The 19,166-nt window shown below is 72.4% G+C and carries 13 protein-coding genes, 1 tRNA gene and 1 pseudogene; 6 read left to right on the top strand and 9 right to left on the bottom strand.

The features are described 5' to 3' along the window. Positions 1 to 20 precede the first annotated feature (20 nt). The 4 genes from QQS16_RS17340 to QQS16_RS17355 are packed head-to-tail and all read left to right on the top strand — an operon-like array spanning position 21 to position 3,679. A complete protein-coding gene (locus QQS16_RS17340) occupies positions 21 to 668 on the top strand; it encodes an ABC transporter permease (RefSeq protein WP_286062675.1) in 648 nt (215 codons plus the stop codon). Then, positions 661 to 1,899 (top strand): betaine/proline/choline family ABC transporter ATP-binding protein, encoded by a 1,239-nt coding sequence (locus QQS16_RS17345; protein ID WP_286062677.1) that lies wholly within the window; start codon positions 661 to 663, stop codon positions 1,897 to 1,899. The genes QQS16_RS17340 and QQS16_RS17345 overlap by 8 nt, the downstream gene beginning before the upstream one ends. After that, a complete protein-coding gene (locus QQS16_RS17350) occupies positions 1,896 to 2,720 on the top strand; it encodes an ABC transporter permease (RefSeq protein ID WP_286062678.1) in 825 nt (274 codons plus the stop codon). Before QQS16_RS17345 ends, QQS16_RS17350 begins: the two co-directional genes overlap by 4 nt. Next, positions 2,717 to 3,679 (top strand): glycine betaine ABC transporter substrate-binding protein, encoded by a 963-nt coding sequence (locus tag QQS16_RS17355; RefSeq protein ID WP_286062680.1) that lies wholly within the window; start codon positions 2,717 to 2,719, stop codon positions 3,677 to 3,679. Before QQS16_RS17350 ends, QQS16_RS17355 begins: the two co-directional genes overlap by 4 nt. Positions 3,680 to 3,738: 59 nt before the next feature. On the opposite strand, the gene QQS16_RS17360 is transcribed toward QQS16_RS17355, so the two are convergent. The 4 genes from QQS16_RS17360 to QQS16_RS17375 form a co-directional block, all read right to left on the bottom strand. Then, positions 3,739 to 4,530 carry a S16 family serine protease gene (locus QQS16_RS17360; protein ID WP_286062681.1) on the bottom strand — a complete coding sequence of 264 codons (792 nt, stop codon included), beginning with the start codon at positions 4,528 to 4,530 and terminating at the stop codon, positions 3,739 to 3,741. An 823-nt stretch (positions 4,531 to 5,353) separates the two neighbouring features. Further along, positions 5,354 to 5,995 (bottom strand): IclR family transcriptional regulator, encoded by a 642-nt coding sequence (locus QQS16_RS17365; protein WP_286062683.1) that lies wholly within the window; start codon positions 5,993 to 5,995, stop codon positions 5,354 to 5,356. Between the two features lie 397 nt (positions 5,996 to 6,392). Next, positions 6,393 to 8,189 (bottom strand): DEAD/DEAH box helicase, encoded by a 1,797-nt coding sequence (locus QQS16_RS17370; protein WP_286062684.1) that lies wholly within the window; start codon positions 8,187 to 8,189, stop codon positions 6,393 to 6,395. 293 nt (positions 8,190 to 8,482) lie between these two features. Next, a complete protein-coding gene (locus QQS16_RS17375) occupies positions 8,483 to 10,072 on the bottom strand; it encodes an MFS transporter (protein WP_286062685.1) in 1,590 nt (529 codons plus the stop codon). Positions 10,073 to 10,259: 187 nt separating this feature from the next. On the opposite strand from QQS16_RS17375, the gene QQS16_RS17380 reads away from it, so the two are divergent. After that, positions 10,260 to 10,331, top strand: a tRNA-Cys gene (locus QQS16_RS17380). A 751-nt stretch (positions 10,332 to 11,082) separates the two neighbouring features. Continuing rightward, positions 11,083 to 11,451, top strand: a complete 369-nt coding sequence (locus tag QQS16_RS17385; protein WP_286062687.1) for a hypothetical protein — start codon at positions 11,083 to 11,085, stop codon at positions 11,449 to 11,451. 88 nt (positions 11,452 to 11,539) lie between these two features. Here the strand turns inward: QQS16_RS17385 and QQS16_RS17390 are convergent, their stop codons facing one another. The 5 genes and pseudogenes from QQS16_RS17390 to QQS16_RS17410 all read right to left on the bottom strand — a co-directional run bounded on the left by QQS16_RS17390 (position 11,540) and on the right by QQS16_RS17410 (position 19,150). Further along, on the bottom strand, positions 11,540 to 12,031 hold the full coding sequence (locus QQS16_RS17390; RefSeq protein ID WP_286062688.1) for a GNAT family N-acetyltransferase: 492 nt from the start codon (positions 12,029 to 12,031) through the stop codon (positions 11,540 to 11,542). Between the two features lie 293 nt (positions 12,032 to 12,324). Beyond that, a pseudogene (locus QQS16_RS17395) lies at positions 12,325 to 13,422 on the bottom strand (SUKH-4 family immunity protein); the annotation flags it as partial. Between the two features lie 405 nt (positions 13,423 to 13,827). Next, positions 13,828 to 16,143, bottom strand: a complete 2,316-nt coding sequence (locus QQS16_RS17400; protein ID WP_286062689.1) for a xanthine dehydrogenase family protein molybdopterin-binding subunit — start codon at positions 16,141 to 16,143, stop codon at positions 13,828 to 13,830. Then, positions 16,140 to 18,260, bottom strand: coding sequence for a 2Fe-2S iron-sulfur cluster-binding protein (locus tag QQS16_RS17405; protein WP_286062690.1), 2,121 nt, complete (start codon positions 18,258 to 18,260; stop codon positions 16,140 to 16,142). The genes QQS16_RS17400 and QQS16_RS17405 overlap by 4 nt, the downstream gene beginning before the upstream one ends. Further along, positions 18,257 to 19,150, bottom strand: coding sequence for an FAD binding domain-containing protein (locus QQS16_RS17410; RefSeq protein WP_286062692.1), 894 nt, complete (start codon positions 19,148 to 19,150; stop codon positions 18,257 to 18,259). Before QQS16_RS17410 ends, QQS16_RS17405 begins: the two co-directional genes overlap by 4 nt. Between the last annotated feature and the right edge of the window lie 16 nt (positions 19,151 to 19,166).

The raw sequence follows: 19,166 nt of genomic DNA on the forward strand, positions 1-19,166 counted from the left end.
CCGACCCGAGGTGAGCGGATGTGAACTTCTGGGAGTACCTGGGCAGCCGCCACCAGCAACTGCTGACGGACGCCTACCAACACGCGAGCGCCGTCTTCCAGTGCATGGTCGTGGCGACGCTGATCGGCGTGCTGATCGGTGTGGTCACCTACCGCAGCGAGTGGGCCGGCACCGTCGCGACCACCACCACCTCGACGATCCTGACCATTCCCTCGCTGGCGATGATCGGTCTGCTGGTCCCGGTCGTGGGCCTGGGCGTCCCGCCGACCGTGATCGCGCTGACGCTGTACGGGCTGCTGCCGGTCGTGCGCAACGCGATCGTCGGCCTGCGCGGGGTGGATCCCTCGCTGGTGGACGCGGCGAAGGGCATCGGGATGTCCCGCGTGACGCGGCTGACGCGGGTCGAGCTGCCGCTGGCCTGGCCGCCGATCCTGACCGGGATCCGGGTCTCGACGCAGATGCTGATGGGCATCGCGGCGATCGCCGCCTACGCCTCCGGCCCCGGCCTCGGCAACGTGATCTTCCGCGGCCTCGCCTCCCTGGGCAGCAAGAACGCGATCAACCAGGTACTCGCGGGCACGCTCGGGATCATCATCCTGGCCCTGTTGTTCGACGCCGCGTACGTCCTGATCGGGCGGCTGACCATCCCCAGGGGGATCCGTGCCTGAGCCGGCGGCCTCCGGTGCCTCCATCGAGCTGGAGCACCTCACCAAGCGGTATCCGGGCAGTCCCGCTCCCGCCGTCGACAACGTCACCCTGCGGATCGACGCGGGCGAGACCGTCGTCCTCGTCGGCCCGTCGGGGTGCGGCAAGTCGACGACGCTCAAGATGATCAACAGGTTGATCGAGCCGTCCGGCGGCCGCATCCGCATCAACGGCGAGGACGTCACCCACATGGACCCGGTCAGGCTGCGCCGGCAGATCGGGTACGCCATCCAGTCCTCCGGCCTCTTCCCGCACATGACCGTCGCCCAGAACATCGCGCTCGTCCCGAGGATGCTCGGCTGGCCGAAGGCGCGGATCGGGGAGCGGGTGGAGGAGATGCTCGACCTCGTCGGGCTGGACCCGGGCGAGTTCCACGGCCGCTATCCGCGCGCGCTGTCCGGAGGGCAGCAGCAACGCGTGGGCGTGGCGCGGGCGCTGGCGGCCGACCCGCCGGTCCTGTTGATGGACGAGCCGTTCGGCGCGGTCGACCCGATCACCCGGGACCACCTCCAGGACGAGCTGATCAGGGTGCAGCACGAGCTGCACAAGACGATCGTCTTCGTCACGCACGACTTCGACGAGGCCATCAAGCTGGGCGACCGGATCGCGGTGCTGCGGGAGCGGTCGCACATCGCCCAGTTCGACACCCCGGAGGCGATCCTCACCAACCCGGCCGACGACTTCGTGTCCGGTTTCGTGGGCGCGGGGGCGGCGCTGAAGCGGCTGAACCTGACCCGCGTCCGGGATGTCGAGATCACCGAGTATCCGACGGTCACCGTGGACGACCCGCTCCAGGAGATCTTCAGCAAGCTCCGGTCCAGCGGCACGAACGAGATCCTGCTGCTCGACAAGCGCGGCCGGCCCTACAAGTGGCTGCGCCGCGGTGACCTGATGCGTGCCAGGGGTTCGCTGGCCCGCGCCGGGACGCTGGTGCACGACACGGTGACCCGGGAGGCGACCGTGCGGGACGCGCTGGAGGCGGTGCTCACCGACAGCTCGGGGCGGGTGCCGGTCACCGGCCGGCGCGGCGAGTACACGGGCGTGGTCGACGTGGAGACGCTGATGAACTCCGTGCACGAACTCCTGGAGGCCGACCGGCTGGAGGCGATGGCGCACCGGCACGATCTGGAGGACCTGCGGGCCGCGCAGACGCACGCCGAGCAGGAGGGCGCCGGAAGGGAGCGGACGGCGTGACCGCCCCCGCGAACCTGACCGGTCCCGAGCCGCGCGAACCGGACGAGCCCGAGGCCCCGCCGCCGCCCCCCGGGCGCCCGGGGCGGCGGATCACCTGGCAGCAGCTGACGATCCTGCCCGCGGTACTGGTGGCGGTGCTGCTGGCGACCTGGCTGTGGTTCCGGCAGGCCGACCTCGACTCGATCTCCGAGAACGCGCTGTCGGACGGCCAGGTGTCGAAGGCGCTGTGGCAGCACATCGAGCTGACGGCGATCTCGACCTTCTTCGTGCTGATCATCGCGATCCCGCTGGGGATCCTGCTGACCCGGCGGGCCTTCCGCAAGGCCACCCCGGTGGCCATGTCCTTCGCCAACACGGGCCAGGCGACCCCGGCGATCGGCCTCCTCGCCCTGCTGGTGATCTGGCTCGGTACGGGCATGCGGGCGGCCCTGATCGGCATCATCGCCTACGCCGTCCTGCCGGTGCTGTCGAACACGATCGCGGGCCTGAAGGCGAACGACCCGACGCTGCTGGAGGCGGCGCGGGGCATCGGCATGTCCCCCCTCGGGGTCCTGGGGAAGGTGGAGCTGCCGCTGGCCGTCCCGCTGATCCTGGCGGGCGTGCGCACGGCCCTGGTCCTCAACGTCGGCACGGCGACCCTGGCGACCTTCGGCGGGGGCGGCGGTCTCGGCGTGCTGATCACGACCGGCATCACCACCCAGCGGATGCCGGTCCTGGTGCTGGGCTCGGTCCTCACGGTCGTCCTCGCCCTGCTGGTCGACTGGCTGGCGTCGCTGGCCGAACTGCTGCTGCGGCCACGAGGGCTGGAGGCGGGGACATGAGACGGGTCTGCTGTGGGGTCGTCGGCGTGCTGGTGCTGGCCTCCGGCTGCGGTCTGACCAGCGGTTCCCCGATGGCCGACGACGTCGGCCCGGGTTCCGTGGGCCAGGGCGAGCCGTTGAAGGGCGCCGACCTGACCGTGACCTCCAAGGAGTTCACCGAGCAGCTCGTCCTCGGCGCGATCATGGGCATCGCCTTCGAGGCGGCCGGCGCGGAGGTCCTCGACCGCACGGGCATCCAGGGCTCCGTCGGGGCGCGGGAGGCGGTCAGGTCCGGTGACGCGGACGGCATGTACGAGTACACCGGCACCGCGTGGATCACGTACCTCGGCAACAGCGACCCCATCACCGACCCGCGGCAGCAGTGGGAGGCCGTGCGGGACGCCGACCAGGAGAACGGCCTGACCTGGCTGGCGCCGGCGTCCCTCAACAACACCTACGCCCTGGCGATGAACCAGGCCAACTCCGAGAGGTACGGCACGAAGACGCTGTCGGACGTGGCCGCGCTGTCCAGGAAGGACCCGGACGCGGTGACGCTGTGCGTGGAGGGCGAGTTCGCCAACCGCGCGGACGGCCTGCCGGGCATGCAGAAGGCGTACGGGATGAGGGTGGCGGCGCCCCGGATCACGCAGATGGACACGGGGATCATCTACACCCAGGCGGCAAAGGGCAGTTGCGTGTACGGGGAGGTCTTCACCACCGACGGGCGCATCAAGTCGATGAACCTCGCGGTGATGCGGGACGACAGGAAGTTCTTCCCCAACTACAACGCGGCGCCCGAAATCAACTCCGCCACCCTGAAGGAGTGGCCGGCCATCGCGGACGTCCTCGACCCGATCACCAAGAAACTGGACAACGCGGTGGCACGGGAACTGAACGCGAAGGTGGACGTCGAGGGCGAGGATCCGCACCAGGTGGCACTGGACTGGCTGAAGGCAGAGGGGTTCGTCAAGGAGAGGTGAGCGCGGGGCAGTTGAACGGCTACGGCGGCTGCGGCTGCGGCTGCTGCTGGACCGGGCACCTAGCAGCTGGGGACGGATCCCTTTCCGCTCTCCAGTGCCGTCAGCGAGTTGACCGCGCCCTTCAGCGTGGTCACCGGGATCAGCCGCAGTCCCTTCGGCAGCTCGGCCTTCGCGTCCGAGCACTCCGCCTCGGGCACCAGGAACACCGTGGCCCCGTCCCGGCGTGCGGCCTGGGTCTTCAGGGCCACTCCCCCGACGGCGCCGACCGTCCCGTCGGCGTCGATGGTCCCCGTACCGGCGATGATCCGGCCGCCCGTGAGGTCGCCGCCGCCGCCGTCGCCGTCCAGCTTGTCGACGATGCCGAGGCTGAACAGAAGACCGGCACTCGGGCCGCCGACATCGGCGAGCCTCAGCGTGACCTTGACGTCCTTGCCGCTGAGGTCCAGGTGGTTCAGCGCGGCCTCGGTCGCCGCGTCCTGGGACTGCTCCATCTCCGCCGTGTTGTGCCGCTCGATCTCCTTGACGCTCTGGCCGCTCGGGTACACCGCGTCGCGCGGCATGACGGCCTGGTCGGTGCGGAACCAGCTGTCGATCACCTCGCCGAGCGAGACGCGGGTCTCCGGGTTGGTCGCCTCGATCGTCGTCATACGCAGCTGCCCGCGCGTCTCCCGGGTCGGCGCACCGGAGACGGTGATCACCGGGGTGCCCTTGTTCTCGCCGAGGACGTCCGCCGTCAGACCGGGCTGCGTGAGCGAGAACGGCAGCGGCGCGAACACCGCCGTGGCGATCAGGGCCACGGCGGGCAGGACGCAGACGGCGAGAGCCCGGGGGCGCGAGAGACGAGAGAGCACGGGATCAATCTAACGCGGCACCCATCCACGGCCAGTCCCAGGTGACGACCACCGAACCCACCACTTCACGCGGCTACGGTCAGCGGAGGCGGCATGGGGGCGACGGGCGACGGGTCCGTAGACAGCCGGGGCGACGGGTCCGTAGACAGCGGAGGCCGACAGCCGGTTCCGCGCGGGCCGGGGCGGCCACACCCCACAACCACAGGTGCCGCCGCACCAACGAGCCGCATCCCACGCGGCCCGCGGGCCGTCGCACCGCAGCGGCGGCACAGGCTGAGGGACCGGGGGACCCACGCAGCTGCGAGCAGTCGCACCGCAGAAACGGCCCGAGCAGAGGCCGGAAGACCCACTTAGCCGCGAGCAGTCGCACCGCAAGGGCGGCCCAAGCAGAGGCCGGAAGACCCACTTAGCCGCGAGCAGTCGCACCGCAAGGGCGGCCCAAGCAGAGGCCGGAAGACCCACTTAGCCGCGAGCAGTCGCACCGCAAGGGCGGCCCAAGCAGAGGCCGGAAGACCCACTTGGCTGCGAGCAGTCGCACCGCAAGGGCGGCACGAGCTGGGGCCGGGAGGCCCACTTAGCTGCGGGCAGTCGTGCCGCTGGGGCGGCACGGGTGGGCGCAGCGGCACCCCGTCCGCGCGGGCGAGCGGCGCCCACCCGTTCACCCCCGCACCGCGCACCGCTCGGCAGGCGTCAGCACCGGACCGTCGGGCAGTCGCGAACCGTGCCGGCACCACTCACCGAGCGCCGGCGCAAAACCTCCCCGCCCAGCGAGCCGCCCGCACCGCACCTCTCCACCCGGCACCTCACCTCACCGCACCTCACCTCACCGCAACGCCTCCGCGACCTCCCGCGCCGCGTCCACCACCCGCAGCCCCACCCGCTCCGGCACCGCGTCCGCCAGCATCACCACCCCGACGCTGCCCTCGACCCCCGTCACCCCGATCAACGGCGCCGCCGCCCCACTGGCCCCGGCCTCCAGCTCCCCGTGCGTCAGCGTGTAACCGGGCTCGTCCAGCATCTGCTGCCGCGCGGCGAGGATCGCCTTGCCCGCGGCCCCCCGGTCCAGCGGATGCCGGAACCCGGCCCGATAGGCCACGTGGTAGTCCGTCCACGTGGGCTCGACGACCGCCACGGCCAGCGCGTCCGCCCCGTCGACCAACGTCAGGTGAGCGGTCGCCCCTATGTCCTCCGCCAGCGAGCGCAACGCCGGGAGCGCGGCCTCCCGCACCAGGGGATGCACCTGGCGGCCCAGACGCAGCACCCCGAGCCCCACCCGCGCGCGCCCGCCCAGGTCACGCCGTACGAGTGCGTGCTGCTCCAGCGTGGCGAGCAACCGGTACACGACAGTCCGGTTCACCCCGAGTTTGTGGGAGAGTTCGGTGACGGTCAGCCCGTGGTCCGTGTCGGCCAGCAGCTTGAGGACCTTGAGGCCCCGGTCGAGCGTCTGAGAGGTCTCCGCGGTCACGACGCCCACTCCTTAAGTGGTGAGGTCGACAGCCCCCGTCGCGATCGATGCGCCACCGAGTCCCGTCGGCGACGCGCTTCAGAGGCCGCCGATCGGTCGGCGGCCCGGCCTGTCCGGACCGCGTCGCTTCACGGCTGCGCTCCGCGGCGGCGCTGCCACGGGGCGTGTGCGTAGCGGGACAGTAGCGAAGCGGGTTCGCTGAGCGGAAGTCTCCGTCCAGAATCCGGGCACCGAACACGACGGACCCGCCACGATCTGCCCCGTTACGTCCGGCGCGCACACGCGGTGTGCACGACCTTTGCACGCAACGCACTCACCCCAGCTCACACCACGCCCGCGCCCGGTCCGACCGGAGAGCTCACCCCGTCCCGACGCCGGTACCGGCACCGCACCGGCGTCACCGCATCCGGGTGGCCCACTCCTGCACCTTGGCGATCCGCTGACGCAACTGCCCGGCCGTGGCCTCCGCGCTCGGCGGCCCCCCGCACACCCGACGCAGCTCGGTGTGGATGACCCCGTGCGGCTTGCCGCTCTGATGGACGTACGCGCCGACCATCGTGTTGAGCTGCTTACGGAGTTCCATCATCTCCTTGTGCGAGACCACCGGCCGCCGCTCGGCGGGCAGTTCGAGCAGGTCGGCCTCCTCGTCCGGCTTCTTGCGGCTGTGCGCGATCTGCCGGGCCTGCCGCTTCTGGAGCAGCAGCTGCACCTGGTCGGGTTCGAGCAGCCCCGGGATCCCGAGGTAGTCCTGCTCCTCCGCACTCCCCGGGTGGGCCTGCATGCCGAACTCGGCGCCGTCGTAGAGGACGCGGTCGAAGACGGCCTCGGACTCCAGCGCCTCGAAGGCGAACTGCTCCTGCTCGCCGGTGTCCTCGTCCTGCTCCTGGTTCGCCTCCTCCATCTCCTTCTCGGACTCGGCGTACGGGTCCTCCTCGCCCTCCTTCTTCGGCTTGTCGAGGGCGTGGTCCCGCTCCACCTCCATCTCGTTGGCGAAGGTGAGCAGGTCGGGGACGGTCGGCAGGAAGACGGACGCGGTCTCGCCGCGCCGCCGGGACCGTACGAAACGCCCGACGGCCTGGGCGAAGAAGAGCGGCGTGGAGATGGTCGTGGCGTACACGCCGACGGCGAGCCGCGGGACGTCGACGCCCTCGGACACCATCCGCACCGCGACCATCCACCGGTCGTCGCTCCGACTGAACTCGTCGATCCTGCTGGACGCCCCGGCGTCGTCGGACAGCACCAGCGTCGCCTTGTTGCCCGTGATCTCACGGATGAGCTTGGCGTAGGCCCGGGCGGAGTCCTGGTCGGAGGCGATGACGAGGGCGCCGGCGTCCGGGATGCCCTTCCTGACCTCGGTCAGCCGCTGGTCGGCGGCGCGCAGCACGCTGGGCATCCACTCACCGCGCGGATCCAGCGCCGTACGCCACGCCTGGCTGATCGCGTCCTTCGTCATCGGCTCGCCGAGCCGGGCGGCGATCTCGTCCCCGGCCTTGGTCCGCCACCGCATGTTGCCGCTGTAGCTCATGAAGATGACCGGCCGGACGACCCCGTCGGACAGCGCGGACCCGTATCCGTACGTGTAGTCGGCGGCGGACCGCCGGATCCCGTCGTTCCCCTCCTCGTACGCCACGAAGGGGATGGGGTTGGTGTCGGACCGGAAGGGCGTACCGGTCAGCGCGAGGCGCCGGGTCGCCGGCTCGAACGCCTCCAGACACGCCTCACCCCACGACTTGCTGTCACCGGCGTGGTGGATCTCGTCGAGGATCACGAGGGTCTTGCGCTGCTCGACACGGTTGCGGTGCAGCATCGGCCGCACGCCCACACCCGCGTACGTCACCGCGACGCCGTGGTAGTCCTTGCCGAGCGGCCCCGCGCTGTACTCCGGGTCCAGCTTGATCCCTATCCGGGCGGCCGCCTCGGCCCACTGCTTCTTCAGGTGCTCGGTCGGCGCGACCACCGTGACCTGCTGCACGACATGGTGGTGCAGCAGCCAGGACGCCAGCGTCAGCGCGAAGGTGGTCTTTCCGGCCCCGGGTGTGGCGACCGCGAGGAAGTCACGCGGCTGCTCCTGGATGTACTTCTCCATCGCCCCTTGCTGCCAGGCACGCAGCTTGCCGGCGGTGCCCCAGGGGGCGCGGCCGGGGAAGGCGGGCGAGAGGTGGTGGGACGTGGAGGAGGCGGCGGTGGTAGTCACGGTCTCCGGTTCGGGGGTCGAATGGGAGGGGCCGCGCGGAGCGCGTCGGGCAGGGCGGTGGTGGGTGACGGGCGGGCGGTTCGACGAACGGTTCTGACGACTCGGGTACGTATGACAACCGGGCCACCCTACCGGCGGCCCGGCCGGGTCGACGTTCGGACGAGGCCGGGGAGCCATCAGGTGGGACTCACGTCACAGGGGAGCCCTCAGGTGGGACTCACGTCACAGAGGACGCGCGGCACCGGGTCAGCGCGCGAAGCAGGGCAGCCCGGCCGCGATCGGTCCCCGTGGTGTCACCCGGCTGTCGCCCGCAGCCGCGTCGTCACCCACGCCCCCGCCAGCGCCACCCCCGCCATCGGCAGGAACACCGCCGCGAAGGCCGCCGGGTGCGTACCGGACGCCTCGGTGGCCGCGTGGCTCACCGTGCCGCCGCCCAGCGCCGCGAAGGCCGCGCCGCCGGCTGACAGGAGCACCACGTTGGACAGACCGTCGGAGATCTGCAGGGCGGCGGAGTTGCTGCCGGCCTCCTCCGGCGCGGAGAGGTGGAGCAGGAGCACGCTGGTCGAGGAGATCACCAGTCCCATCCCGAAGCAGCCGAAGGCCCAGGCGACCGCCACGGTCCAGGCGGGCACGGCGTCGACCAGCACGCTCGGCGCGGCGGCGATGGCGGCGGCCACCAGCAGCATCCCCAGCGTCATCAGCCGTTCCCGGTACGGCTCCACCCGCGGCCGCGACTGCACCCACGACCCCAGCGCCCACGTCCCGCCGCCCGCCGCGAGCGAGAAGCCGGCCATCGTCGGCGACAGCCCCCGCTGGGTGACCAGCATCAGCGGTACGAAGGACTCGGCGGCGATGAAGGACCCCGCGGCGACCCCGCGCAGCAGCACGACGGAGGGCAGTCCGCGCGCCGCCCGGTAGGTGCCGCGCGGCAGCAGCCCCCGGGCCGCCGGCAGCAGCAGCGCGACGCCGGCGAGCCCGGGGACCAGCGAGATCCACCGCAGGTCCTGGGCCGCGTACTGGAGAAGCCCCGCGCCGAGGGAGATGCCGAGCGCGAGCCGGATGCGCCGCGCCCCGGAGGACGCCGCGCCCTTGCCCTCCTCGGTACTGCCCACGGGGCCCGCCGCCCGCCGCCGTATCTGCGGCAGGGCGAGCGCGAGCGGGAACACCACCAGCAGCGGGATCCCGACGAACACCCAGCGCCAGCCGAGGTGTTCGGTCACCGCGCCCGAGGCGAGCGGCCCGACGATCGACGGTACGACCCAACTGGCCGCGAACGCCGCCATGATCGCCGGCCGCAGCCGTTCCGGATAGGCGCGGCCCACGACGACGTACAGCGCGACGATCACCAGCCCGCCACCGAGCCCCTGCACGGCCCGCCCGAGGATGAACAGCCACATGGTGGTCGCCGTCCCCGCCAGCAGCAGTCCGGCGGCGAACGCGCCGATGCCGGTCGTCAGCGCTCCGAGCGGCCCCCGCCGGTCCGACCACTGCCCGGCGAGCACCATGCCGAACAGGCTGGTGGTGAAGTACCCCGAGAACGCGAACGCGTACAGCGCCACCCCGTCCAGCTCCCGCGCCGCCACCGGCATCGCCGTCCCCACCGCCGTCGCCTCGAACGCGATCAGCAGCACCACGGACACGATCCCGACGCTGAGCGCCCGATAGGCACGGCTCAACACGGTCTCGCCGCCCTCGGCGACAGCGAACGGCACGGAGGCGCCGGCGCCGGCGCCGGAGGGGACACGGTGGGAGGAGTCCCGGCCGTGAGGATCCCGGTCGGAGGGGCCCGGGTCGGAGTCGTCCGGGTCGGAGGGGTCGAGGTCGGAGGGGTCCGGGTCAGGCGTGTCCGCGACACCGGTGTCGCGGGGTTCGGGGGCGGTCATGGTCACCAGCGTAAGGGTCACGACCCGGTTTGACCCCTGTCCAAAGAAGGCCTCCCCTTGAGACCTTGGTCGTACGACCACCCCCTCCCCGCCCCCTTTCATGAACGGCGTGTGGCAGTCCCGTTGCACCACCGCCGGTTTCCTTGAGCCCGCCCCGCCCGCCCCCCTACGGTCGAGTCACGAACAAGGCCGTGTGCCCGAGTGGTTCAGGGGCTCGCCTGCAAAGCGAGTTACGTGGGTTCGAATCCCGCCACGGCCTCTGGCGAGCGACCAGGGAAAACAGAAGGGCGGCACCCATGGAGGTGCCGCCCTACTGTCCGTCCGGACGTCGTTTCATTCGGTGGATCGCCGAGTAACGGCAGAACCTGGTTCAGGTCGGCGACCCTGTCACGCAGGATCCGGTGGCGCTCTCCGCCGAGAGTGCCACCGTTGAGACGACGACCGTGACCTCGTCGCCGGCCTGGACCACATCTGACGAACTTTCCACGGGCGTCGACGTGCGCCCTCTCAGGTGGACCAGCCCTTGATCCCGTCGGTGGCCTGGCGGGGGTGGTTTTCAGGCCGTCCGTACGGTAGACCGACTGCGCCAGAGGAAAGATCGATGTCCGAAGCGGTAGTCGCCCGGCTGAAGCCGCGCACAGACACCGCGATGCCACAAGACGGACATCACAAAACTATAGCTAGGTGGGGCAATGAGAGGTGACTCGCAAGTACGTGTGGGTCGCAACCGGATATTCTTCACGATCCCCCTCATCCTTCTCGGAATATCTGCGAGCTTCCTTGTCTGGGTCATAGTGACCCAAAACCTCCCACCCTCCGTCCGTTCTTCCTGGCCGTGGAGGCTGAAGCTGCTCGATAATCAATCCGCAACCGCTGCGACCACTATTGCCGCCAGCCTTGTGTTCGCTCGGGCGCAATACGCATCAGTGGTTCGCCCCATGCTCGGGTGGACCGGTGGCATAATCAGGGTCACCGAACGCTCCAGCGAGTTTGCCTGGATAGTCAGGCTGGTGAACGGCACGTCGACGGCATCGCGGATCAATATCACCAACTATCGCGTCATCCTCAAACCCGCTGCACAGACGTCAAGCCCGGTTCCCGATTCATGGATATCACGAGAAGAGGCAATCTCTTACCTGGAATCTGCGGGTCTGACTCAGCATGACTTCGAGCTCCGATATATCGGCCCCGCGTTCCCTCTCTCCAACGCGATGGCGAATGCTGGGGTCATGGGGGTTTTCACTCCGCGAGCCATGGAGGTAATCGAAGACATCCTGGCCATGGTAGAAGCCAAAGATCAGGCGGGGGATACACATCAAAGGGTGATTTACTGCATGCGTGGGGCTATTCGCCAACCTACCTCCATCACCTTGGAATGACGGAGGATCCAGATGCAAGGCGAGCTGCCACCACTCAGAGCGAAGCCGCGGTGCTTCTCGCCGGTGACGCGGCGGGCCACCGTCCCGGTCAGGGCGTCGGTCCGGCGACGCGGGCCTGGAGCAGGCGGGGCGTGTTCTCGAAGCCGGTGCGGGTGTAGGCGGGGATCGCGCGCGTCGACGAGTGCACCGTGACCCGTTCGAGGCCGAGGTGCCGGGCCTCGGACAGGGTCGCCTTGATGAGGCGGCTGCCGAGGCCGTCGTCGCGGGCCTGCGGGACGACGTACACGCACTGGAGGTCGCCCGAGGCCCGCTCCAGGGCGTGCGGGGTCGGGACGCGCTGGACGATCGCCAGCCAGGCCATGCCGATGACCTCGGTGTCCCGGACGAGGACCATGCAGTGGTGGGAGGACGCGTTCTCGCTCGCCCAGGTGACGAAGTGCCGTACGAAGTCCTCGCGTTCGAGGGCCTGCGGGGCGGCGCCGTTCTGCACGATCCACTGCCAGCGGAGTTCGGCCACGGCGGGCCAGTCACCGGGTTCGGCCGGGCGGACGACGATGTTCCTGCTCTCCGTGCCGGTCACAGGGCCCCACCCGCCCTGTCCTGGAACCGCTCCGTCCAGTAGTGCCAGTGGGTTCCGGCTGCCGTCCCGGCGAATGTGCCCGCCTGAGTTCCGGCGAATGTGCCGGCTTGAGTCCCGGCGAATGTGCCGGCCGGAATTCCGGCGAACGTGCCGGCCCGCGTTCCAACTCGCGTCTCCGCGCGCGGCCCGGCTGCCGCTGCCGTCACAGGTCCCGTCCCAGTACCCTCCCACGGTCCGGCCAGAGGTCCCGCCAGGGGTCCCGCCGGGGATCCCGCCACAGGCCTCACTCCCATGGTTCCCGTCGAGTCGACGCTCGCCAGGACCTGGATCATCGTCATCGCCAGCTGGTCGTAGGCGTCCGTCGTCAGTTCGTGGGCCAGTTCCTTGTCGATCGCCCGCTCGCGGTGGAGCAGCCAGAGGGTGAAGGCCAGGGTGGAGAGGTCGGTGTTCAGCGGGTAGAGGGTGGTGTCGCGCTCGTTCCAGTTCAGGACCGCGCCCGTCGCGCCGTCGACGACCAGGCTGTTGTCCCCCACGAGATGACCGACGCGGATCAACCGGTCGGCACAGTCCGGGAGTCCGGCGGGCCCGTCCGTGTCGGCGTGGTGCTCGGCCAGCGTCGGCAGCAGCACGTCGGTGTCCAGGTGGAAGAGGTAGCCGTGCTCCGGCAGGCCGACCTGGCGCAGGAAGCGGCGGGTCGGCTCGTGCGTGAGGGTCGTGGGGAAGTCGACGTCCTCGAAACGCGCCACCCTGCCCCGACCGAAATCCTGGTCCAGCAGCCGGGCCGGGAGGTCGAGGGCCAGCCCCGAGTCCGTGCCCGGACCCGCCACCAGAGACAGCGGGCGGATCAGGGCCGCCATCTTCCAGAACGGGGCCGGCTCGCCGCCCGTGCCCTCCTCGAACACCGCGAGCAGCTGCCGGGACGCCTGAGCGACCACCTTGGGCCCGAACCGTCCCGCGTACGCGGCGAACCGGCCGCGCAGGCAGGCCAGTTCGTCCGCCACCGCGGCGAACCGTGTGAGTGTCGCGAGCGAGGGCGCGAGCGGGCGGCGGCCCCTCAGGTCGAGGCGGTCGTGGCACAGGTACGTCGTCGAGACCTCGCCGGTCGCACCGTCCAGCGGGACCGACTCCGTGTCCGGACCGCCGGGGCCCACCAGCCCGCCTATGACCAGTTGGTCCCGCAGGTCCCAGGCGAGCAGCCGGTCGGGGTCACCGGTCGAGTCCGCCACCGTCCGCAGACCCGCCACGCGCAGTTCCGCGAAGCTGAACAGGCCCGTGTCGCCCGGCAGTCCGGGGCCCGTGAGCCAGCGGCGCGTCGCCGTGTGCGTGACGTACGGATCCAGGTCGGCCTCGGCCAGTGTGATCGTCGCCGGGCCGGCGTCGGTCGTGCTCATGTGTGTTCCCCCGTTGTACGTGCTCGCAGTCCCCGCTCGGGGCACGCACAGCCGGCCAGGTCCGGCACCCGTCCCCCACTGCCCAGAACACTACGCGGCACCACTGACAACGCCCTCGAGCCACACGCCCCGGACCAGGAGACGCTCAGACACCCGGGCCCGTTCCCTCCCGGCGACGATCACGTCCACCATCGCCGCCACCGTCGGCGCGGAGGTGTCCAGCCACGGACCGACGACTCCCGGACCCGTCCGGCCGTCCCGCCACCGTCCGGCCGTTGCCGGCCTGAGGAGTGGGATCGTCGTGGGGCGTGGCCCAGCGTCGCCGTGCTCAAGAACCGTTCGGCGGGGCCGAGTCCGCAGGCACGCGCGGGTGGCGAGGCGCCCGCTGCCCGGACCCCGCCCCGGTCACTGCCCCGTCACCACCGCGGCCTGCGGCCGGATCGGGAGGCGGTTCACCGGGCGGCCGGTCGCGGCGCGGACCGCCGAGGCGATGGCCGCCGGAGAGGTCACCACGGGTACCGCGCTGACCGCCTTCGCACCGAAGGGGGCGACCACGTCGCGTTCCTCGACCAGCTTCACGATGTGGATGTCGGGGGCGTCCAGGGCCGTCGGCAGGGCGTATCCGGTGAGGTCGGGATGGCGGATCACGCCTCGCGCGCTGCGCAGGTTCTCGGTGAGCGCGATACCTACGCCCTGGGTGACGCCCGCCTCCAGGCGCGCCGCCAGCTGGGCCGGGTTCAGCACCCGGCCGACGTCCTGGGCGAGCGCCAGCTCCACCACGCGCACCGAGCCCAGTTCGATGTCGACGTCGACCACCGCGCGGATCGCGCAGAAGGCGAGGCCCACGAAGGCGTCGCCCTGGCCGGTCTCGTTCAGGGGCTCCGTCGGGTGCGGCCGGCACTGGGCGGTCGCCCACAGCTCCTTGCCGTCCATCGCCTCGGTGACGGTGGTCGACAGCACGCCGTCGTACGAGGTGATCTTGCCGTCGGTGATCTGGAGCAGCTCGGTGGACATGCCGAACTTGTGCGCCAGGGGCTGGAGCAGCTGCGTACGGACCATCTTGGCCGCGCGTTCCACCGCACCGCCCGACACCCAGGTGTGGCGGCCCCGGGCGCCCGGGCCGGCCGGCGGCTGGTCGGTGTCGACGGGGGCCACGTGGACCTCGTCGATGCCGAGGGTGTCCTGGACGATCTGCCGGGCCAGCGTGGTGAAGCCCTGGCCGGTCTCGACCGCCGCGCACAGCACCGTCGCCACGCCGTCCTGGACCCGGACGGTCGCCGTGGAGACCTCGTCCGCGCCCTCCGCGCCCAGCATGTGCACCATGCCCAGCCCGTAGCCGACGCCCCGGCGCACCGCGCCCGGTTCGCCCGCGCCCTCGGGGCCGCCGGGCAGCAGCCACTCGTCCTCGGGCGTGTCCATGGGCAGCGGGGGCAGCGGGAAGTCCCGTACCGCCTGGAGGAGTTCGGCGACCGGCGCCGGGCAGGTCACCGTCTGGCCGGTCGGGAGCACGTCTCCCGTGGCCAGCACGTTGCGCAGGCGCAGCTCCGCCGGGTCGACGCCCAGCTTCTTGGCCAGCTTGTCCATCTGCGCCTCGTAGGCGGCGCACACCTGCATCGCGCCCTCGCCGCGCACATGGCCGGAGGGCGGGTTGTTGGTGCGCACGGCCCAGCCCTCGATGAAGGCGTTCGGGACGACGTACGGGCCGCAGGCGAACGAGACCGCGGCGGCCAGCGCCTCCGACGAGGTGTCCGCGTACGCGCCCGCGTCGAGCAGGATCTGCGCCTCCACCTTGACCAGCCTGCCCTCGGCGTCGGCGTGGTGGCGGTACCGCAGGAGGGTGGGGTGCCGATGGACGTGGCCCAGGAAGGACTCCTCGCGCGTGGCGGTGAGCTTGACCGGGCAGCCGGTCTTGAGCGCCAGCAGGCCGAGCGGGAGCTGGAAGCCCTGGTCCTCGCGGTCGGCGGTGGCCCCGGGGACGCCGGTGACGACGACCTTCACGCGCTCCGCCGCCAGGCCGTAGCAGGCGGCGGCGGTGTCGCGGTCGGTGTGCGGGTCCGTGGAGGCCACGTACAGCTCGACGCCGCCGTCGGGGCGCGGCACGGCGAGGCCGGCCTCGGCTCCGATGGGGGCCGGGTCCTGGCGTCCGATGCGGTACAGGCCCTCGACGACGATCTCGCCGGCCGCCTCCGGGTCGCCGTGGCGCAGCGGGATGTGCCGGATCAGGTTGCCGTCCGGGTGCAGCGGTTCGGCCTCGAAGGCCTGCTCGGGGTCGGTGACCGGGTCGAGCACCTCGTACTCGACGATGACGGCGGCCGCCGCCATCCGCGCGGTGTCGGGGTGGTCCGCGGCGACCGCCGCGATGGGCTCGCCGTGGTGGCGCACGACCTCGGAGGCGAACACCGGACGGTCGGGTCTGCCCCGGCCGTGCACCGGTGTGCCGGGCACGTCCTCGTGGGTCACGACGGCCCGTACGCCGGGCATCTCGCGCGCGTGGGACGTGTCGATGGACACGATGCGCGCGTGCGGGTGCGGGGAGCGCAGCACGGCCGCCCACAGCAGGCCCTCGGCCCACAGGTCGGCCGCGTACGGGAAGGTGCCCTCGGTCTTGGCGCGGGCGTCGACGGGCGGCAGGGACACGCCGAGGCCGTGCGGGATCGGCTCGGGGGCGGGTGCTGCCTCCGCGGCGGTGGTGGTGGTCGCGGTGGCGGCTTCGTTGCTCACGCCTGGCCTCCGTCCTGTCCCTGTCCGGGCCCGTGTCGGTGTCCGAACACCTGGTCGTGCTCGGCCGGTTCGAACGCCGAGCGGTTGACGCCGCCGGCCCCCGGACCCGCCTGGTGCGGAATACGCGGCTCGTCCGCGTCCGTCTCACTGTCGGCCACGGAGTGCGCCTCGCGCTCCGCGACGACCTCCTTGACCGCGTCCACGACGCCCCGGTAGCCGGAGCAGCGGCAGAGGTTGCCGCACAGCGCCTGGCGGGTCTCCCGCTCGCTCGGGGCGGGGTTGCCCTCCAGCAGGTCGTGCACGGTCATCGCCATGCCCGGTACGCAGAAGCCGCACTGCACCGCGCCGCACTGGGCGAGCGCCCGCTGCACGTCCGACGGCTGCCCGTCGACGGCGAGTCCCTCGACGGTACGGACCTCGCTGCCGGCCGCGGTCACGGCCGGGACGAGGCAGGACGCGACGAGCCGCCCGTCGACCTGGACGTTGCAGGCCCCGCACTCGCCCTGCGAGCAGCCGTCCTTGGCGCCCGCGAGACCGAGCCGCTCGCGCAGCACGTAGAGCAGCGACTCGCCGATCCAGGCGTCGGTGACGGGGCGTTCGACGCCGTTGACCCGCAGGACGTAGGAGGCCAGGGGGTGTTCCCCGCCCGACGACCGGGGTGTCGCGTCGCCCGTCTCCGGGGCGGCGGCCGACTCGTCGGCGTCCGGTCCGGATTCCGGGTCCGCCGCGTCGCCCGGGGAATCGTCCACGGCGGCGTCGGCGGCCCTCTCAGCGGCCTCGACGGCCTCCGCGGCCTCTTGGGCACGCTCAGCCGCCTCCACGGCCTCACCGGGCCCGTGAGCGGGCTGTGAGCCGTCCGGGGCGGACCCGGCCGGCTCGGCGGGCGGGTCCGCGTACGGCTCGGCGAAGGACCGCTCCGCCTCGTGCGGCCGGGACTCCTCGGGGGTGTGCGGGTGGGGCCGGTCGGAGGCGGGCGCGAGGGGTCGTTCGGCCGCGTGCCCGTGGGGGTGCTCGGACGCGGGTCCGGTCGGGTACGGCTCCGTCGGCGCGTGCGCCTCGGGCGCGGACCGCTCCGGCGCGTACGACCCGGGCGCGTGTGCCTGCGGGGCGTACAAATCCGGTGTGCGGGATTCCGGCGCGGTGGCTCCCGGCTCGGGGGATTCCGGCGCGTGCGGTTCGGTGGCGTGCGGTGCATGGCCGTGCCGGTCCGGCGCGTGCGGATCCGATCCGCGTGACTCGGGCCCGTGCGGATCCGGCGCGTGCGGATGCGGCGCGTGCGGATCCGGCGCGAACCGCTCCGGGTCGAACCGCTCCGGCGCGTGCCCGGCCCGCGCTTCCCCGTCGTGGGTCACCCGCTGCTCGTGTGCGTGCCCGTCGCCCACCGACTGGGCGTGCCCGTGCCCGTCACCCGCCGGCCGGTCGTACGCGGGCTCGGTCGGCCGCCCGTAGCCGTGCCCGTCCCCGGCGGGCTGCCCCGGGTGTCCGTGCTGCCCGGCGTCGGATCCCGTTCCGGGGTCCGTCCCCGTCGGCCGCTGGGCCGTGTCCGACGGCTGTCCCCAGGGCCGGCCCGCCGCCTCCGTGGCCCAGGGCGCGGGGGCGCCGCCGGGAAGGGTGGCCGGCGGGGTGCCGCCCCACTGCTCCACCAGGGACGACGTGGTGAACTCGCCTGATTCGTCCGGGAGGTCGCCGCCGGCGACCGGGATCGACCACTGCCCGGTGACGTCGTGGCCAGGCGCCGGAGCCGTGTGCGCGGCGTCCGCCGCCCCCGTCTCCTCGAAGTTCCACTGCCCGGTGGCACCGGGGTTGTACGTGAACCGGTCGTCCCCGGTGCCGTGGGGCACCGCGTTCGGGTCGGGCCACCGCGCGCCGTCGGCGGGCGCGGCGGGCAGCGTCCAGGAGCCCGTGGCCGCCGGGTCGGTGCCCGCGGTGGTGGCCGGGGTGACCGTGATCTGCGGCGGCACGTAGCCGTGACCGGGCGCGGCGAGCGGACGGCCGTCCACGCCCCCCTCGGGGAGCTTCACGAAGGCGGTGGCGCCGTCGTCGTAGTCGCCCTGGGGCAGGGGATCCCAGCGGCCCGCGCTCTGGGGCGTGCCCTCTCCGTGCTGGTCGTCGGTCACTTCAGAGCCCTCCCCAGTGCTCGTCGGGCCAGCGCGGCGACGGTACGCCGCAGGTGCAGTACGGCGGGCGGATGCTGTGGTACGGAGCCGTCCTCGGCCGGAGCCGGGTCGGGGATGCAGGCCGCGGCGACGTACTCGCCGAACGCGCTGAGCGCCTCCGGGACGATCGCGCGGCCGTTGTCCCAGTCGATCAGCCGGGCGACCCACTGCTCGGCGTCCAGCGGCCTGAGCGGCATCGGCGCGATGGCGCCGACGGCGCACCGGACGCCACGCCGGGCGGGGTCGAGGACGAGGGCGACGGAGGCGGCGGCGCGCCCGGGACCGGTGCGGCCGGTCGCCTTGAGGAAGACCTGCGGGGCGTGCAGCAGCGGCACGCGCACGTAGCCGATGAGTTCGCCCGCGCGCAGCATCTCCATGCCGGCCAGCAGGTGCGACACCGGGATCTCCCGGCGGGCTCCGCCCTGGCCCGCGATGATCAGGGTCGCCTCCAGGGCGGCCAGCACCGGAAGGGCGTCCCCCGTGGGGGCGGCCGAGGCGATGTTGCCGCCCAGGGTGCCCGCGTTACGGATCTGCGGCGGGCCGGCGGCGCGCGCCGAGGCCGCGAGGGCGGGGATCAGGGCGGCGAAGTCGGGCCGGCCCATCCGCGCGTGGGTGAGGCCCGCGCCGAGCAGGGCGTGGCCGTCCTGGTACTGCCAGCCGCGGATCTCGCTGATCCGGCCGAGGCCGACCAGCGCGGCGGGCCTGAGCTGTCCGGAGTTGACGGCGGCCATCAGGTCGGTGCCGCCCGCCACGGGCACGGCGGCGGGCATGGCGGCGAGCGCCGCCACCGCTTCGTCCAGCGTCGTGGGCAGCGTGACGGCCTGCGCCGCCTGCGGTGTGTGCGTGGTCAAACCGGCTGCCCCTTCC

Source organism: Streptomyces sp. ALI-76-A (assembly GCF_030287445.1).
Classification (GTDB): Bacteria; Actinomycetota; Actinomycetes; order Streptomycetales; family Streptomycetaceae; genus Streptomyces.